13 protein-coding genes, 2 tRNA genes and 3 rRNA genes are annotated in these 16,829 nt (G+C 41.1%); 5 read left to right on the plus strand and 13 right to left on the minus strand.

Annotated features, from left to right (window positions below; all coding sequences use genetic code 11):
* Positions 1 to 12 precede the first annotated feature (12 nt).
* Both fabA and fabB read left to right on the plus strand, forming a co-directional pair.
* Positions 13 to 519: a 3-hydroxyacyl-[acyl-carrier-protein] dehydratase FabA gene (fabA, locus tag N9Y32_00715; GenBank protein MDB2589541.1), complete on the plus strand. Its 507-nt coding sequence runs from the start codon at positions 13 to 15 to the stop codon at positions 517 to 519.
* Positions 519 to 1,736, plus strand: coding sequence for a beta-ketoacyl-ACP synthase I (gene fabB / locus N9Y32_00720; GenBank protein MDB2589542.1), 1,218 nt, complete (start codon positions 519 to 521; stop codon positions 1,734 to 1,736). The genes fabA and fabB overlap by 1 nt, the downstream gene beginning before the upstream one ends.
* 81 nt (positions 1,737 to 1,817) lie before the next feature.
* Here the strand turns inward: fabB and secF are convergent, their stop codons facing one another.
* The 4 genes from secF to serS are packed head-to-tail and all read right to left on the minus strand — an operon-like array spanning position 1,818 to position 6,252.
* A complete protein-coding gene (secF, locus tag N9Y32_00725) occupies positions 1,818 to 2,744 on the minus strand; it encodes a protein translocase subunit SecF (GenBank protein ID MDB2589543.1) in 927 nt (308 codons plus the stop codon).
* Entirely contained in the window at positions 2,741 to 4,594 is a 1,854-nt protein-coding gene (secD, locus tag N9Y32_00730) for a protein translocase subunit SecD (protein MDB2589544.1), read from the minus strand. The genes secF and secD overlap by 4 nt, the downstream gene beginning before the upstream one ends.
* A gap of 17 nt (positions 4,595 to 4,611) precedes the next feature.
* Positions 4,612 to 4,947, minus strand: coding sequence for a preprotein translocase subunit YajC (gene yajC, locus N9Y32_00735; GenBank protein MDB2589545.1), 336 nt, complete (start codon positions 4,945 to 4,947; stop codon positions 4,612 to 4,614).
* Positions 4,948 to 4,962: 15 nt separating this feature from the next.
* On the minus strand, positions 4,963 to 6,252 hold the full coding sequence (gene serS / locus N9Y32_00740; protein ID MDB2589546.1) for a serine--tRNA ligase: 1,290 nt from the start codon (positions 6,250 to 6,252) through the stop codon (positions 4,963 to 4,965).
* An 84-nt stretch (positions 6,253 to 6,336) separates the two neighbouring features.
* Here serS and N9Y32_00745 point away from each other — a divergent pair, with 84 nt between their 5' ends.
* The 3 genes from N9Y32_00745 (at position 6,337) to trxC (ending at position 7,855) form a co-directional block, all read left to right on the plus strand.
* Complete coding sequence (locus tag N9Y32_00745; GenBank protein ID MDB2589547.1) at positions 6,337 to 6,624, plus strand: rhodanese-like domain-containing protein; 288 nt, start codon at positions 6,337 to 6,339, stop codon at positions 6,622 to 6,624.
* Positions 6,625 to 6,702: 78 nt separating this feature from the next.
* Positions 6,703 to 7,368, plus strand: a complete 666-nt coding sequence (locus N9Y32_00750; protein ID MDB2589548.1) for a hypothetical protein — start codon at positions 6,703 to 6,705, stop codon at positions 7,366 to 7,368.
* A gap of 64 nt (positions 7,369 to 7,432) precedes the next feature.
* Complete coding sequence (gene trxC, locus N9Y32_00755) at positions 7,433 to 7,855, plus strand: thioredoxin TrxC (GenBank protein MDB2589549.1); 423 nt, start codon at positions 7,433 to 7,435, stop codon at positions 7,853 to 7,855.
* Between the two features lie 210 nt (positions 7,856 to 8,065).
* On the opposite strand, the gene N9Y32_00760 is transcribed toward trxC, so the two are convergent.
* The 9 genes from N9Y32_00760 to N9Y32_00800 all read right to left on the minus strand — a co-directional run bounded on the left by N9Y32_00760 (position 8,066) and on the right by N9Y32_00800 (position 16,825).
* On the minus strand, positions 8,066 to 8,629 hold the full coding sequence (locus N9Y32_00760) for a phosphoribosyltransferase family protein (GenBank protein ID MDB2589550.1): 564 nt from the start codon (positions 8,627 to 8,629) through the stop codon (positions 8,066 to 8,068).
* A 2-nt stretch (positions 8,630 to 8,631) separates the two neighbouring features.
* A complete protein-coding gene (locus tag N9Y32_00765) occupies positions 8,632 to 9,921 on the minus strand; it encodes an NCS2 family permease (GenBank protein MDB2589551.1) in 1,290 nt (429 codons plus the stop codon).
* Positions 9,922 to 10,042: 121 nt separating this feature from the next.
* Positions 10,043 to 10,158 (minus strand): 5S ribosomal RNA (gene rrf, locus N9Y32_00770).
* Between the two features lie 196 nt (positions 10,159 to 10,354).
* Positions 10,355 to 13,237, minus strand: a 23S ribosomal RNA gene (locus N9Y32_00775).
* Between the two features lie 333 nt (positions 13,238 to 13,570).
* Positions 13,571 to 13,646, minus strand: a tRNA-Ala gene (locus N9Y32_00780).
* Positions 13,647 to 13,671: 25 nt separating this feature from the next.
* A tRNA-Ile gene (locus N9Y32_00785) sits at positions 13,672 to 13,748 on the minus strand.
* 86 nt (positions 13,749 to 13,834) lie between these two features.
* A 16S ribosomal RNA gene (locus N9Y32_00790) occupies positions 13,835 to 15,379 on the minus strand.
* The 16S, 23S and 5S rRNA genes sit together here with 2 tRNA genes alongside, the layout of an rRNA operon.
* A gap of 332 nt (positions 15,380 to 15,711) precedes the next feature.
* A complete protein-coding gene (locus N9Y32_00795; GenBank protein ID MDB2589552.1) occupies positions 15,712 to 16,185 on the minus strand; it encodes a rhodanese-like domain-containing protein in 474 nt (157 codons plus the stop codon).
* A gap of 10 nt (positions 16,186 to 16,195) precedes the next feature.
* Positions 16,196 to 16,825, minus strand: coding sequence for a response regulator (locus N9Y32_00800; protein MDB2589553.1), 630 nt, complete (start codon positions 16,823 to 16,825; stop codon positions 16,196 to 16,198).
* Positions 16,826 to 16,829: the final 4 nt, after the last annotated feature.

Below are 16,829 nucleotides of genomic sequence, written 5' to 3' on the forward strand. Positions count from 1 at the left end.
CTAGGTAGATATATGCAAAATTCATATTCATACGAAGAGTTAATTCAATGTGGCAATGGCGAGCTATTTGGTCCAGGTAATGCACAATTGCCACAGCCGCCTATGCTAATGTTTGACAGAATCACCCACATTTCAGATGAAGGTGGATTGCATGGTAAAGGTGAAATTATTGCTGAGCTTGATGTAAATCCTGACTTATGGTTTTTTGGTTGTCATTTTAACAATGACCCTGTTATGCCTGGTTGTCTAGGTTTAGATGCTATGTGGCAGCTAATTGGCTTTCACCTAGGATGGTTAGGTGGTCCGGGGCGCGGACGCGCATTGGGTGGTAGTATTAAATTTACCGGTCAAGTGTTACCAACTGCTAAAAAAGTTACCTACCGCATTAATCTTAAGCGTGTTATTGCTCGTAAGCTTTATATGGGTATTGGTGATGCAACGATGGAAGTTGATGGTAAGGTTATTTATGAAGCTAGCGACCTAAAAGTAGGATTATTTACTGATACGAGTGCATTCTAATGAATAGAGTTGTCATCACTGGAATGGGGATTGTTTCTAGCCTAGGCGCAGATTGCGATGAAGTACTAGAATCTTTAAAAACTGCCAAATCTGGCATTAAGTTTGATGAAACCTATGCAGAGCTAGGCTTAAGATCTCACGTTTCTGGACAAGTTGCTGAGGTTGATCCAAGTACGATTATTGATCGAAAAATGATGCGCTTTATGGCAGATGCTGCTATTTACAATGCCATCGCGCTGGATCAAGCCATCAAACAATCTGGCTTAACTGAAGAACAAGTTTCAAACCCACGTACCGGCCTTATTATGGGATCTGGTGGTGCCTCTAACCAAAATGTAGTTGAAGCAGCAGATATTTTAAGAGAGAAGGGTATTAAACGTGTTGGGCCTTATCGCGTTCCACGCACCATGGGTTCAACAACATCAGCTTGCTTATCAACCATGTTCAAAATTAAAGGCATTAATTACTCAATCAGCTCGGCTTGTTCTACTTCTGCCCACTGTATTGGTAATGCGATGGAACAAATTCAAATGGGCAAGCAAGATGTTGTATTTGCAGGTGGCGGTGAGGAGCTAGATTGGTCATTAACGATGTTATTTGATGCTATGGGTGCACTATCAAGCAAATACAATGAAACACCTGAAAAAGCATCACGTGCTTACGATGCTGATCGTGATGGTTTTGTAATTTCTGGCGGTGGTGGTGCATTAGTTCTTGAATCATTAGAGCATGCTCAGGCACGTGGCGCGACTATTTTAGCCGAGCTAACTGGTTATGGCGCTACCTCTGATGGTTTTGACATGGTTGCACCGTCAGGAGAAGGTGCGAAGCGCTGTATGGAGCTCGCTATTTCTACTGTTAATGGTCCAATTGATTATATCAATGCACATGGCACCTCTACACCAGTTGGCGATACGAAAGAGCTTGGCGCTATCAAGGAAGTCTTTGGTGACAATATTCCGAATGTTGGCTCAACCAAATCTTTATCGGGTCATGCACTAGGTGCAGCTGGCGTTAACGAAGCTATTTATTCATTATTAATGATGCAAAATAGCTTTATGGCTGAATCTGTTAACATTGAAAATCTTGATGAAGCTGCTGAAGGTGTTCCTATTGTTCAGTCAACCACCATTCAATCAATTAATCGAGTGATGTCGAATAGTTTTGGCTTTGGCGGTACAAATGCTTGTTTAGTATTTGAAAAATTCAAACCATAAATCAATCCAACTAAATAGTTAAAAAAAAGGCCGCTCTATTTGCGGCCTTTTTAATATACTGAATGTTAGTTAACAGCCTAACTAAGGCCTAGTGTCAATCTCTTGCTTTTCCTTCTCAGAAGGAAGCATATCTTCTTTTGTAATTCCCATAGCAAGAATCATCGAACTAGCAACATAAATCGAAGAATAGGTACCAATAAGTACACCAATTAATAGCGCCATTGCAAAGCTATGAATAATCTCACCACCCAAAAAGAACAAGGCTACTAGTACTAACAACGTTGTTAACGACGTCATAATCGTTCTAGATAAAGTTTGATTAAGCGCGCCATTAATAATAGTCGCTGGATCTACATGGCGAGTCGAAAGAAAGTTTTCACGAATTCGATCAAACACAACAATCGTATCATTTAGTGAATAACCAATGACCGCAAGAACAGCTGCCAATACGGTTAAATCAAATTCAAATTGAAACAGAGAGAAGAAGCCCAGCGTGATAATAACGTCATGAATTAGGGCGGAAATAGAGCCCAATGCAAAACGATATTCAAAACGAAATGCGACATAAATCAAGATGCCTATCAATGCGTATAACATTGCTAAGCCACCATCATTAGTCAACTCTTCACCAACCTTGGGGCCGACAAATTCAACACGTCGAATATCTACATCACTACCTAATAATTGAATAATCTTAGTGCTCAGCTTAGCGCTTGAAATTGACTGCGGCTCAAGGCGTATCAATATCTCATTGGTAGAGCCAAAGTACTGAACATTAGCTCTGTTAAAACCAGCTTCAGCCATTGTCGCTCTAACTTCAGATAGATCTGCACTTTGCTGATAGCCGACTTCAATTAAAGTTCCGCCCGTAAAATCAATACCTAACTTGAGCCCATTAGTTGTTAATGAAAAAATACTCAATGCAATCAACATGGTTGAAAAAATAATAGCATACGTACGCTTGCCAACAAAATCAATGCTTGGAACGTTTAAAGCTTTTAGGCTCATATCGAAATCTCCTCTAATTTTTTACCACCGTAGATCTTGTTGATGATAGCGCGCGAAACAATAATGGCTGTAAACATAGAAGTTACAATACCAATAGACAAAGTAATCGCAAAGCCCTTAATAGGGCCGGTGCCAAAACTAAAGAGCACCAGAGAAGCAATCAGAGTTGTAATGCTCGCGTCTGCAATGGTTAGTAGCGCCTTATCATAACCTGCAGCAATAGATTTCTGAATATTGCTATTTGTACCAAGCTCTTCTTTAATGCGTTCAAAAATAAGTACATTGGCATCAACTGCCATACCCACCGTTAGAACGATACCTGCAATACCTGGCAAAGTTAAAGTTGCTTGTAATAAAGATAAAACAGCCACAATCATCACCAGATTAAGCGTCAAAGCAACATTAGCCACCAAGCCAAAAACTCGATAACGAAATGCCATAAACATCAACACTAAAATAAAACCAACAATAACACTAGTGACACCTTTGGCAATATTATCTGCGCCCAAACTTGGACCAATCGTTCTTTCTTCGATAATCTCAATAGGAGCTGACAATGAGCCTGCTCTTAATAACAGTGATAGGTTTCTAGCTTCGCGTGCGCTATCAATACCTGTAATTTGGAACCTAGATGAAAAGGTTCCTTGAATGGTGGCTGCATTAATAATATCTTGCGTTTTAGAACGCTTTTTAACTAACTTACCATTTTCTGAAACTGTCTCAACTTTGTTTTCAATAAATACAACGGCCATGCGATGATGCAAGTATCTTTTTGTGGTATCTAGCATTGCTCGACCGCCTGCACTGTCTAATGTAATATTAACCATAGGTGTCGCATTTTCAGAGTCTACACCTGAAGCGGCGCCAGTAATATTTTCACCCGTAGCAATCACTCGAGTTTTTAATAATAATGGGCGCCCGTCTCTAAAATAATAAAGCTTAGATCCGATCGGCGCTCTGCCTGATTGAATAGCAGTTTGTGGATCATTCTTCTCATCAACTAAACGAAACTCCAATGTTGCTACCGCACCCAAAATCTCTTTGGCACGCGCCGTATCTTGAACACCTGGAAGTTGTACCACAATACGTTCTAAGCCTTGTTGCTGAATAATAGGCTCTGCAACACCGAGCTCATTGACTCGGTTTCTTAGCGTGGTAATATTTTGCTTTAATGCATGGCTTTTCGCTTCAGTCAGAGCACTTTCACTAATACCAATACTAACGACTAATTCATCATCACTAGCAACGTCAAGCACAACCAGATCGCTTAATTCAGAGTCAATCAAATCTAGCCCAGCATCTTTTGATGTCGGTGTTTTAAAGTGAACTAATAAAACATCTCTTTCTTTATTAATACTCTTATAAAGTCGATCTTTTCTAAGCAATGTGCGTAACTCATTGTAAGATTTATCAAGCGAGCTATTTGCCACCGCTTGCATATCCACCTCTAAAAGAAAATGTACGCCGCCGCGAAGATCCAAGCCAAGCGACATCGCCTTACCACCAAGGCCTGATAGCCATGATGGGACAGATGGCGCCAAATTAAGAGCTGTTACATAATTACGTCCTAAATCCTGCTTTAGAATCTCTTTAGCGCTGAGCTGGGATTTGCTATCCTCAAACCTTACCAACACTCGACGTCCAACTAGCTCAAGCGATTTATAATTCACTTTTTTGCTATCAAGTATCGTTTTAATTTTTTCCGAGTCAGATTCAACAACAGCCGCATCACCCGCAGCAGAGATTTGCACTGCCAAATCTGAGCCAAAAACGTTAGGTAACGCATACAGTACAGACAGCAATAAGAAGAATGCGATTAATGTATTCTTGAGTGCGGAAAATTGATTCATAGCAAGTCTTGGGTTAATTAAATTTTGGCACTGCCTTTAGGTAATTTTTGATTAATACCTTGCTTTTGCACCTTAACAACTACATTTTGTGCAATCTCTAAAGTCGCAAAAGATTCATCGACAGACTTTACTTTGCCAACTACGCCACCATTCGTGACCACTTCATCACCTTCTTTAAGGGCGCCTAATAAAACTTTGTGCTCTTTCGCACGTTTTTGCTGCGGTCTAATGAGTAAAAAATACATCAGTACAAACATCACAATTAAAAATGGCAAGCCACCCATTGGATCACCCGCACCTGATGCCACCTCTTCTGCGAATGCAGGGGTAATAATTAAGTCTAATAAATTCATCTTCTTTTCTCCTATTTAAATAATTACGTCTAGTCCACCCATGTAGCTTTGCAACACGGCTGGAATTTTAATACTACCATCAGCTTGCTGATGGTTCTCTAATATAGCAACCAAAGTTCGTCCTACAGCAAGGCCAGAACCATTCAATGTGTGCAATAATTCTGGCTTATTGGTTTCTTTATTTTTATATCTCAGCTGTAAACGACGTGCTTGAAAATCCTCAAAACACGAACAAGAAGAGATTTCTCTATACGTGTCTTGGCCCGGAAGCCAAACTTCTAAATCGTACGTTTTAGCAGCAGAAAATCCAAGATCGCCTGTGCATAGATTTACCTTTCGATAAGGCAATTCTAACGCTTGTAAAATACCTTCAGCATGAGATGTTAGCACTTCTAAAGCTGCATAAGAATCTTGCGCTTTAACTACCTGTACAAGCTCTACTTTTTCAAATTGGTGCTGTCGAATCAAGCCACGAGTGTCACGTCCATAAGCGCCTGCTTCAGATCTAAAACTTGGCGTATGACCAACAAACTTCAACGGCAAATCTTTTTCATTAACGATGGTATCACGCATCATATTGGTAATAGGCACTTCGCCCGTTGGCGTTAGGTAAAGTGTTTTAGCTTCACCCTCTTCTCCATGCAGATGCGTCTTGAAAAGGTCTGCCTCAAATTTAGGCAATTGGCCTGTCCCCGTTAAAGATTCACTATTAACCAAGTATGGGACATAAGCCTCGGTGTAGCCATTTTTTTCACTATGATGATCCAGCATAAACTGTGTTAATGCTCGATGAAGACGAGCCATTTTACCTGTCATGACCGAGAATCTAGCGCCTGCAATTTTAGCAGCAGTCTCAAAATCAAGGCCGTGCATCTCACCTAAATCAACATGATCTTTAACTTCAAAGTCATAAACACCTGGCTCACCCCATTTTGACACCTCAATATTATCATCTTCAGAATTACCAGCAGGCACTGATTCATGAGGGATGTTTGGCATGGATAAGACAATATCATCAATTTTAGTCTGGATTTCTTGTAATTCGGACTTAGCGCTCTCAAGCTCATCACCTAAATTGGTCACTGCTTGAAGTAAAGGCTTTATGTCCTCACCGGCTGCTTTGGCTTTTCCAATAGACTTAGATTGTGTATTACGCAGATTTTGTAGTTCTTGGGTTTTAACCTGATTTTTTTTTCTTCTATTTTCTAAATCAGTTAACTCTTTGATATCGAAAGAAAAATTGCGCCTACTAAGCGCTTTGGCGACCGACTCTACGTCATTTCTTAGTTGCTTTATACTTAGCATTGGTATATAATAGTTTCCTTATATTGATTTGAAGTCCTTGTCAACCCATAGATTTCAAATAAAACTCATTCAGGAAATTATACTATGTTTAACTCTTTTTCATCTGCTGATGCATGCAAACTATTAGCTAATGGAGCACAGCTTGTAGACGTTCGCACAACAGCGGAATTTTCTCGTGGTGCACTCCCTAATGCAATCAGTTTGCCACTTCAGGGCATCATGAATGCGACCAATGTTATAGACAAAAATAAAGCTATAATTTTGTATTGTTTAAGTGGTGCACGCTCTGCAACGGCCAAAAATTATTTAACTCAGATGGGGTTTACAGAAGTGCATGATTTAGGTTCATTCAAAAACTACAACTGCGAATAATTTCCCTTTGTAATTACAAGTAATTGCTCTTACATTGCTTGTTAAAATCCTCTTATAAAGAATTAATTATGAAGCTAAATGAGAGTTAAAAGTACCTGGCACAAAACCCAAGTCAAAACCATTGATGATATCGCTGGTGCTCTAGCTTTTAACGCTTGGCGTATTACTAAAAATCATTTAGAAGATTTAATCAATGAAGCTTATGTGATCGAAAAAGAGCAGGTATTTGATGTGATTCAAGAATACTTATGCTATTTAATTCAGTGTGTCGACCGGCTATCTTTTGACATTCTTGATGCTAAAAAACGCCAAGAATTAGTAATTGCGCTTGCCAAACAATCAGCTGATTATTATCATGAAAATAAAGGCGAGCGCATTGGCCCAGGCGATCACTGGAAAGAGTTTATCCAAACCTACAATGCTCGCTCTAAAGATTATAGTGATTATGAATTTAAAGATGGTGAGCCAAATTACCTATTCATGCGCTACTTTGGTGAGAAAATCCAGCACGCTATGACTGAGGTCGATGAAAAATGGATCATTCAGCAAATGGTTGAAATTCAAGCGCCTAAAGCCTTTAAATCTATCAAAAAGAGTGTGAATGATCTTGTGTCGGTAGAACAAATTGTATCGAAAGAAGAAAAAGTCATTAAAAAGAAGAACAAAATACCACGCTCTAAACGTCCATCCACTCGACAAGACATTACTTATAAGAACGAATCCTCAAGTGATAACATCGTTTAACTTGTAATTAATCCTAAATGCCCTTAGATACTCCTTATCGAAATAAAAAAATTAGGAGCTATTTATGATTACCATGTGCACAAGTTGTGGCGGTCTTAACAAACTGCCAACAGATAAACTTAACAACAATCCAAACTGTGGGAAATGCAGTAAGCCGCTTTATATGGGTGAGCCTATTTCAATGAATGGCGCTCAACTCACGCGCGCTATTGATAAAACAGATGAGCTTTTAGTTGTAGATTTTTGGGCAACTTGGTGTGGCCCGTGTCAGCAGTTTGCTCCCACTTTTAAACAAGCTGCTAGTCAATTAGAACCTAGGGCGCGTTTTATTAAAATTGAAACAGAAGCTGAACAAGCTATTTCTGCCAAATATAATATTCGCTCAATTCCAACATTAGTGATGTTTAAAAATGGCCAGGAAATTGACCGTGTATCTGGCGCATTAAGTTCGCCAGACTTTATTAATTGGGTTAATAAGCATGGATAGATCAAAAATTAGCCGATTCGTAAAATTTCTAAAATTTTATCTTTCTAGACAATAATAAGCGAAAAAATCATCGAAATATAGCTTTAAAATCTTATTTTTGGCTATTTTTCGATAAAAAGCGGGTATTTATTAGTCTTTAAACCCTCATTTTCAATATTTCTGAAATTTTTAAACTAAGATTTTAAGCGTTAAATGCCAACTAACAACCATTTAACTCACTTTTGCTAAAATGCTCTTGAGTCCTGGCTTGTTTGCAAAAATTTCTTCTTTGCTAAGACCATCCATCTCATGAGGAAAGATTAGCCAGTCATCAGTTTTATGCAGATAATAGTCAGGCTCGATTTTGGTTTTATTGTTGTCTGGCTTATACCAAGGAACAGCAATCCGAATATCCGTTGGCGTATTTTTGCGAGACTTGGTGTGCAAAGTATCAATAATAGCTTGGATGCTTCTTCCAGAATCAAACACATCATCAACCAATAGCAGCTTATCTGCGGCATTGATATTACGAATCAGATAGCCCAAACCATGCACTTGAACCTGGTCACGTCGGTCGTCAATACCGTCATAAGAAGAGGTTCGAATGGCGATATGATCTGTGTCATTACCAAGATAAGCCAATATTTCTTGAATAGCAATACCTACTGGAGTTCCACCACGCCACACTCCAACAATAAAATCGGGTTTAAACTCGCTATTGTGAATGGCAACTCCAAGTCTAAAAGAATCTAGTAATAAGTCATCCGCTGTTATATACGTTTTTTCTACCGACATTGTTATAGAAATACAAACTTTGCAATGAACAGAGCGCTAACAACATACATACCTGAGCTTAAAGAAGACGCTTTACCAGTGAATAACTTCATCACCACATAACTAATAAAACCAAAAGCGATACCTTGAACAATTGAAAAAGTAAATGGCATCATGAGAACCGTTATAAGAACAGGAACAGCTTCTGTTAAATCAGTCCAATCAACCTTAGCTAAGCCAGCAGACATCAACACCGCAACAAACAATAAAGCTGGAGCAGTAGCATACGAAGGCACAATTGAAACTAGAGGCGCAAAGAATAAAGCCACAAAAAATAAGCCTGCTGCAACGACTGCAGTTAGTCCAGTTCGTCCACCAGCGCTAATACCTGAACCAGATTCGATAAAGCTAGTTGTAGTAGAAGTACCCAAGCCAGCACCTACGATTGTCGCGACACTATCTGCAGTCATTGCTTTTTTCATATTGGGTAAATTGCCATCTTTATCAAGCATATTGCCCTGATGTGCAACTGCAATTAAAGTGCCTGATGTGTCAAAAAGATCAACAAAAAGAAAAGCAAAAATTACACCAATCATAGCAATATCAAATGCACCAGCAATATCAAGCTTCATGTAGGTTGGCTCGAGTGAAGGTGGCATGGACATAAAGCCAGAGAATTCAATCATACCCATCATTAAAGCAATAACTGTAATAGTAATGATAGTAATCATTACCGCGCCAATAACTTTTCTGTATGCCAGAATAGCAATCATCAACAACCCAAATAAGGTTAGTAAAGATTCTGGTCTAGTGACATCTCCAAGGGTTACAAAAGTAGCTGCATGATCGACAACTAGACCTGAGTTTTTAAGAGCGATTAATGCTAAGAAAAAACCAATACCTGCTGCAATAGCATAACGCAAAGTCATTGGAATACTTTCAACTACCCATTGACGTAACTTAAAAATACTAATAAGTAAAAAAATTATGCCTGAGAATAATACTGCACCTAGTGCAATTTCCCAGTTATACCCCATACCCATTACAACACCAAAAGTGAAAAATGCACTCAAACCAACACCTGGAGCTAATACCACCGGATAGTTGGCATACAATCCCATGATTAATGAACCAACAATAGCAGCGATAATAGTTGCCGTAAAGACAGCACCTTTATCCATGCCTGCCATACTTAATACATCAGGGTTTAATACAATAATGTATGACATGGTTAAAAAAGTTGTAATACCGGCAATAACCTCGGTTTTAATCGTACTGCCGCGATTGACAATATCAAAGTATTTATTAATCATTTTATTACTCTCCTCATTTTTTTTAATTTTGACAGTTATATCCTAAATTGAGTAAAGGATGTAAAAAAATCAAAAAAAAACCCCAGAAATCGTAATGATTTCTGGGGTTTTTAGAATTAAAGCCTAGCAATGTCCTACTCTCACATGGGGAGACCCCACACTACCATCGGCGCTAAGTGGTTTCACTTCTGAGTTCGGAATGGGATCAGGTGGGTCACACTTGCTATTGTCACTAAGCAAACTGGTTGCAATACTGTATTAAATACAGCTGTTGCTAATTAAAAAGTTTCTATATCTTGATTAATAAATTAATCTGAGATATAACAATTAAATACATTTATAAAGTTTGTACACTTACTCAGTGTATTGCATGACACATCAACACAAAAACTATAGATTGAATAAATTAATATCCAAATAATTTGGGTGTTATATGGTCAAGCCTCACGATCAATTAGTACACGTTAGCTTCATGTATCGCTACACTTCCACACCGTGCCTATCAACCTCGTAGTCTCCGAGGGATCTTTAGGACAGTTAAACTGTCAGGGAGACCTCATCTTGGGAGGGGCTTCCCGCTTAGATGCTTTCAGCGGTTATCCTTTCCAAACATAGCTACTCGGCAATGCGACTGGCGTCACAACCGAAACACCAGAGGTTTGTCCATTCCGGTCCTCTCGTACTAAGAACAGCTTCCCTCAAGTCTCCAACGCCCACGGTAGATAGGGACCGAACTGTCTCACGACGTTCTAAACCCAGCTCGCGTACCACTTTAAATGGCGAACAGCCATACCTGCTTCAGCCCCAGGATGTGATGAGCCGACATCGAGGTGCCAAACACCGCCGTCGATGTGAACTCTTGGGCGGTATCAGCCTGTTATCCCCGGCGTACCTTTTATCCGTTGAGCGATGGTCCTTCCACTCAGAACCACCGGATCACTAAGACCTAGTTTCCTACCTGCTCGACGTGTCAGTCTCGCAGTCAAGCACCCTTTTACCTTTGCGCTCATTGCACGATGTCCGACCGTGCTGAGGGTACCTTTGCGCTCCTCCGTTACTCTTTAGGAGGAGACCGCCCCAGTCAAACTACCCACCATGCATTGTCCCCGATCCAGATAATGGACCAAGGTTAGAACCCCAACTATACCAGGGTGGTATTTCAAGGTTGGCTCCACTCTAACTAGCGTTAAAGCTTCAAAGCCTCCCACCTATCCTACACAAGTAGAATCAGAGTTCAATGCAAAGCTGTAGTAAAGGTGCACGGGGTCTTTCCGTCTGGCCGCGGGTATACTGCATCTTAACAGCAATTTCAATTTCACTGAGTCTCGGGTAGAGACAGTGTGGCCCTCGTTACGCCATTCGTGCAGGTCGGAACTTACCCGACAAGGAATTTCGCTACCTTAGGACCGTTATAGTTACGGCCGCCGTTTACTTGGGCTTCGATCAAAAGCTTCGGACGAATCCTAACCTCATCAATTAACCTTCAAGCACCGGGCAGGCGTCACACCCTATACGTCCACTTACGTGTTTGCAGAGTGCTGTGTTTTTAATAAACAGTCGGAGCCACCTGGTATCTTCAACTCTTTTCGGCTTCATCAGCAAGTGATTACACCTACAAAGAGCACACCTTCTCCCGAAGTTACGGTGTCATTTTGCCTAGTTCCTTTACCCGAGTTCTCTCAAGCGCCTTAGAATTCTCATCTCGTCCACCTGTGTCGGTTTGGGGTACGGTTTCATATAACCTATAGCTTAGAGGATTTTCCTGGAAGCATGGTATCACTCACTTCGTCCAAAAGAGGACTCGTTATCACGCCTTGAAATAGAGGTTCCCGGATTTTCCTAAGAACCATTTCTACACGCTTGAACAAGGACAACCATCGCCTTGCTGAGCTAACCTTCTCCGTCTTCCCATCGCAGTTATATGAAGTACAGGAATATTAACCTGTTTCCCATCGACTACGCATTTCTGCCTCGCCTTAGGGGCCGACTAACCCTACGCCGATTAACGTTGCGTAGGAAACCTTGGACTTCTGGCGAGGGGGTTTTTCACCCCCTTTATCGTTACTCATGTCAGCATTCGCACTTCTGATACCTCCAGCATCCCTCACAGGACACCTTCAACGGCTTACAGAACGCTCTCCTACCATCGCAATAAATTGCGATCCATAGCTTCGGTATGTAGTTTTAGCCCCGTTAAATCTTCCGCGCAAACCGACTCGACCAGTGAGCTATTACGCACTCTTTAAAGGAATGGCTGCTTCTAAGCCAACCTCCTGGCTGTCTGGGCCTTTTCACATCGTTTCCCACTTAACTACAATTTTGGGACCTTAGCTGATGGTCTGGGTTGTTTCCCTTTCCACCACGGACGTTAGCACCCGCAGTGTGTCTCCCATGCTCATACTTTCAGGTATTCGGAGTTTGCAATGGTTTACTAAGACTTGACGTCCCGCTAGCCATAACAGTGCTCTACCCCCTGAAGTAATACATGAGGCTCTACCTAAATAGATTTCGGAGAGAACCAGCTATCTCCGGGTTTGTTTGGCCTTTCACCCCTATCCACAGCTCATCCCCTCATTTTTCAACATAAGTGGGTTCGGGCCTCCAGTTAGTTTTACCTAACCTTCACCCTGGCCATGGATAGATCACCCGGTTTCGGGTCTACTCCCAGCTACTAATCGCCCATTTAAGACTCGGTTTCCCTACGGCTCCCCTATTGGTTAACCTTGCAACTGAGAAGTAAGTCGCTGACCCATTATACAAAAGGTACGCAGTCACGGAATAAATCCGCTCCTACTGCTTGTATGCATACGATTTCAGGTTCTATTTCACTCCCCTCCCGGGGTTCTTTTCGCCTTTCCCTCACGGTACTTGTTCACTATCGGTCATTAGAGAGTATTTAGCCTTGGAGGGTGGTCCCCCCATATTCAAACAGCGTTTCACGTGCGCCGCCTTACTCGATTTCACATAAATTAAACTTTCCTATACGGGACTATCACCCTGTATCGTTGAACTTTCCAGAACATTCTAGTAATTTAAAATATGCTTAAGGGCTGGTCCCCGTTCGCTCGCCGCTACTAAGGGAATCTCGGTTGATTTCTTTTCCTCTAGGTACTTAGATGTTTCAGTTCCCTAGGTTAGCTTCAGTGACCTATGTATTCAGTCAAAGATAATGGTCTGATGACCATTGGGTTTTCCCATTCGGAGATCTCCGGGTTAAAGCTTATTTATCAGCTAACCGAAGCTTATCGCAGATTATCACGTCCTTCATCGCCTTCTAATGCCAAGGCATCCGTCGTATGCACTTATTCACTTGACCATATAACCCCAAAGTATCTGAGTTACATGATTCTTATTCACCAAGAAGTCACAAATTGTAATAAATTACAATCGGTGAATTCTATTTTTTATTATTCAATGAGAGAAATAAATCTCTCACTGAGAATCCATATTTTTTGAAATTGTTGTGTCAATGCAATACACCAATGATAACTGTCATCACAACAGTCATCGCGTTGTTATATTGTATATTTACAAACTTTACTTCATGTATTAAATTGTTAAAGAGCTCCAAACTCGAAAGCTTGGTATAAAAACTTAAACAAAGTAACAATTACGTTAACTTGTTTAAGTTTTTAAACTTTAGAATAAGTGGTGGAGCCAGGGAGGATCGAACTCCCGACCTCTTGCGTGCAAGGCAAGCGCTCTCCCAGCTGAGCTATGGCCCCAATAGATTATGATAATATCATAAAATGGTGGGTCTGGGTGGATTTGAACCACCGACCTCACCCTTATCAGGGGTGCGCTCTAACCAACTGAGCTACAGACCCGTAAAACAATAAATTGTCTTTAAGGGTCACTTAGTCTATTCTTTAAATTTTATCAAATAACTTGTTGTGGACACTCATACTTTTCTTAAGGAGGTGATCCAACCCCAGCTTCCGCTAGGGTTACCTTGTTACGACTTTACCCCAGTCATGAATCACACCGTGGTAACCGTCCCCTGTAAACAGTTAGACTAGCTACTTCTGGTGCAACCCACTCCCATGGTATGACGGGCGGTGTGTACAAGACCCGGGAACGTATTCACCGTGGCATTCTGATCCACGATTACTAGCGATTCCGACTTCACGGAGTCGAGTTGCAGACTCCGATCCGGACTACGAAAAGGTTTATGAGATTAGCACCACCTCGCGGCTTAGCAACCCTTTGTCCTTCCCATTGTAGCACGTGTGTAGCCCTGGTCGTAAGGGCCATGATGACTTGACGTCGTCCCCGCCTTCCTCCGGTTTATCACCGGCAGTCTCCTTATAGTTCCCACCATGACGTGCTGGCAAATAAGGATAGGGGTTGCGCTCGTTACGGGACTTAACCCAACATCTCACGACACGAGCTGACGACAGCCATGCAGCACCTGTATCACGGTTCCCGAAGGCACCAATCCATCTCTGGAAAGTTCCGTGTATGTCAAGACCAGGTAAGGTTCTTCGCGTTGCATCGAATTAAACCACATGCTCCACCGCTTGTGCGGGTCCCCGTCAATTCCTTTGAGTTTTAACCTTGCGGCCGTACTCCCCAGGCGGACAACTTAACGCGTTAGCTTCGCCACTAAGAGGTAAACCCTCCCAACGGCTAGTTGTCATCGTTTACGGCGTGGACTACCAGGGTATCTAATCCTGTTTGCTACCCACGCTTTCGTACCTCAGTGTCAGTATTAGTCCAGAAAGCTGCCTTCGCCATTGATGTTCCTTCAGATATCTACGCATTTCACCGCTACACCTGAAATTCCACTTTCCTCTCCTATACTCTAGTTTGCCAGTTTCAAATGCAGTTCCCAGGTTGAGCCCGGGGCTTTCACATCTGACTTAACAAACCACCTACGCACGCTTTACGCCCAGTAATTCCGATTAACGCTTGCACCCTCCGTATTACCGCGGCTGCTGGCACGGAGTTAGCCGGTGCTTCTTCTAAAGTTAACGTCAAGGCTAAAGAGTATTAATCTTTAGCTTTTCTTCACAATTGAAAGTGCTTTACAACCCTCAGGCCTTCTTCACACACGCGGTATTGCTGGATCAGGCTTGCGCCCATTGTCCAATATTCCCCACTGCTGCCTCCCGTAGGAGTCTGGGCCGTGTCTCAGTCCCAGTGTGGCTGATCATCCTCTCAGACCAGCTAAAGATCGTCGCCTTGGTGAGCTTTTACCTCACCAACAAGCTAATCTTACGCAGGCTCATCAAATAGTGAAAGCTTATAAATAGAGGCCCTCTTTACTCCGTAGAGATTATGCGGTATTAATCCGGATTTCTCCGGGCTATCCCCCGCTATTTGGTAGATTCCTACGCGTTACTCACCCGTCCGCCACTCGACGCCTGTTAGCAAGCTAACATCGTTTCCGTTCGACTTGCATGTGTTAAGCATACCGCCAGCGTTCAATCTGAGCCAGGATCAAACTCTTCAGTTTAATTCTAACTATTTTGAAGCTTGGCTACACTTATAAATAAGTGCGCTTTGCGTTCAGTTTTTTTAAAAGCTTGATTGCTTTAGTTTTTTAATGTGCACTTGCACAATTTAATGTACGAGTGCCCACACAAGTTATTTGATATATTTTTAAAGAGCTACTGCAAAAAATGTAATTGTTATGCAGTGAAAGATGGAAATTATACAGCGTTAAATCTACTTGTCAACACTTATTTCAACTTTCTTTTGCAAAAAACTTTTTACTTTTTTCGTGCAGTGAAAGCGCAGAATTATACTAAGATTTTTTTGATGGTCAAGCGTTATTTTGATTATTTTTTAAATTAATTCTTTAGGGGTTAATTTACTCTTTGGAACTGCTTTATTAAGCCACTTATCTGCCTTATCAAGATCAACAACTTCTTGATGAACATCGATCATTTCCATATCATTATCATTCCAACCTTTAATGCCCATCTTTAATGATCGAACATTTTCAAATCCCAACTGTTGCATTGTCTGAGCCGCTAGGACGCTTCTATTACCTGATCGACAAATAATGACGATATTTTGGTTTCTTGCTTTGGCAAGCTCTGGGACGGTGTCGTCATAATTCCAAACACAGGCTCCTTCGAGCACCCCTCTAGGAATATGTAATGAATTTCTAATGTGCATCATCTCATACTCATAAGTTTCTCTTATGTCTAATAGAATAAGAGTTGATGTTGTGCTAATCTCTTCTTCCAGATCCCAAGGAAAGATTTCGTCCACTGTTTTTAACGCTAATTCTACTAACTGTTGATATTGATCCATCTCCTAATTCCTATTTACAGCAGCCTTTCTCAGTCACCATTACTGCGACCTCTACTCGAGAGGACAACGATAGTTTTTTTAAAATTGATTTAACATGTAGTTTGACTGTACCGTCTGAAATGCCTAATTCTCTCGCAATTACTTTATTACTATGTCCTATCGATAGTTGGCACGCCACTTCCTTTTCTCGATTAGTTAAAATTTCAAATGATGGCTCGTTCTCGTTTAATTCATTACGTAAAACTTTGGCTAAAATATGCGTCATGTCTTGTGCCACAACAATTGAGCCTTTTGAGATTTCATTCAATGCATCGACTAATTCATCAGGATCCATGTCTTTAAGTAAATAGCCTTGAGCTCCGTATTTAAGACAATTGCGTAAATCATTTTCTTCTGTGCTTGTTGTTAACATAACAACTGGCGCTATCGTCTGACGTGTTTTTAGTATCTGCAAAACCTCTACACCCGACATCTGAGGCATGCGTAAATCGAGAAGAATAATATCAACTTCTAAAGATGCAAGCTCTTCCAAGCCTTGTTCTGGTGATGAGGCAGCACTGGCCGAAATATTTTTTGATTCCAGTAAGGCGATTAAACCATTTCTGAAAAGTGTGTGGTCATCAATTATATATATATTCATATTC

The organism is Candidatus Thioglobus sp. (genome assembly GCA_028228555.1).
Lineage (GTDB): Bacteria > Pseudomonadota > Gammaproteobacteria > PS1 > Pseudothioglobaceae > Thioglobus_A.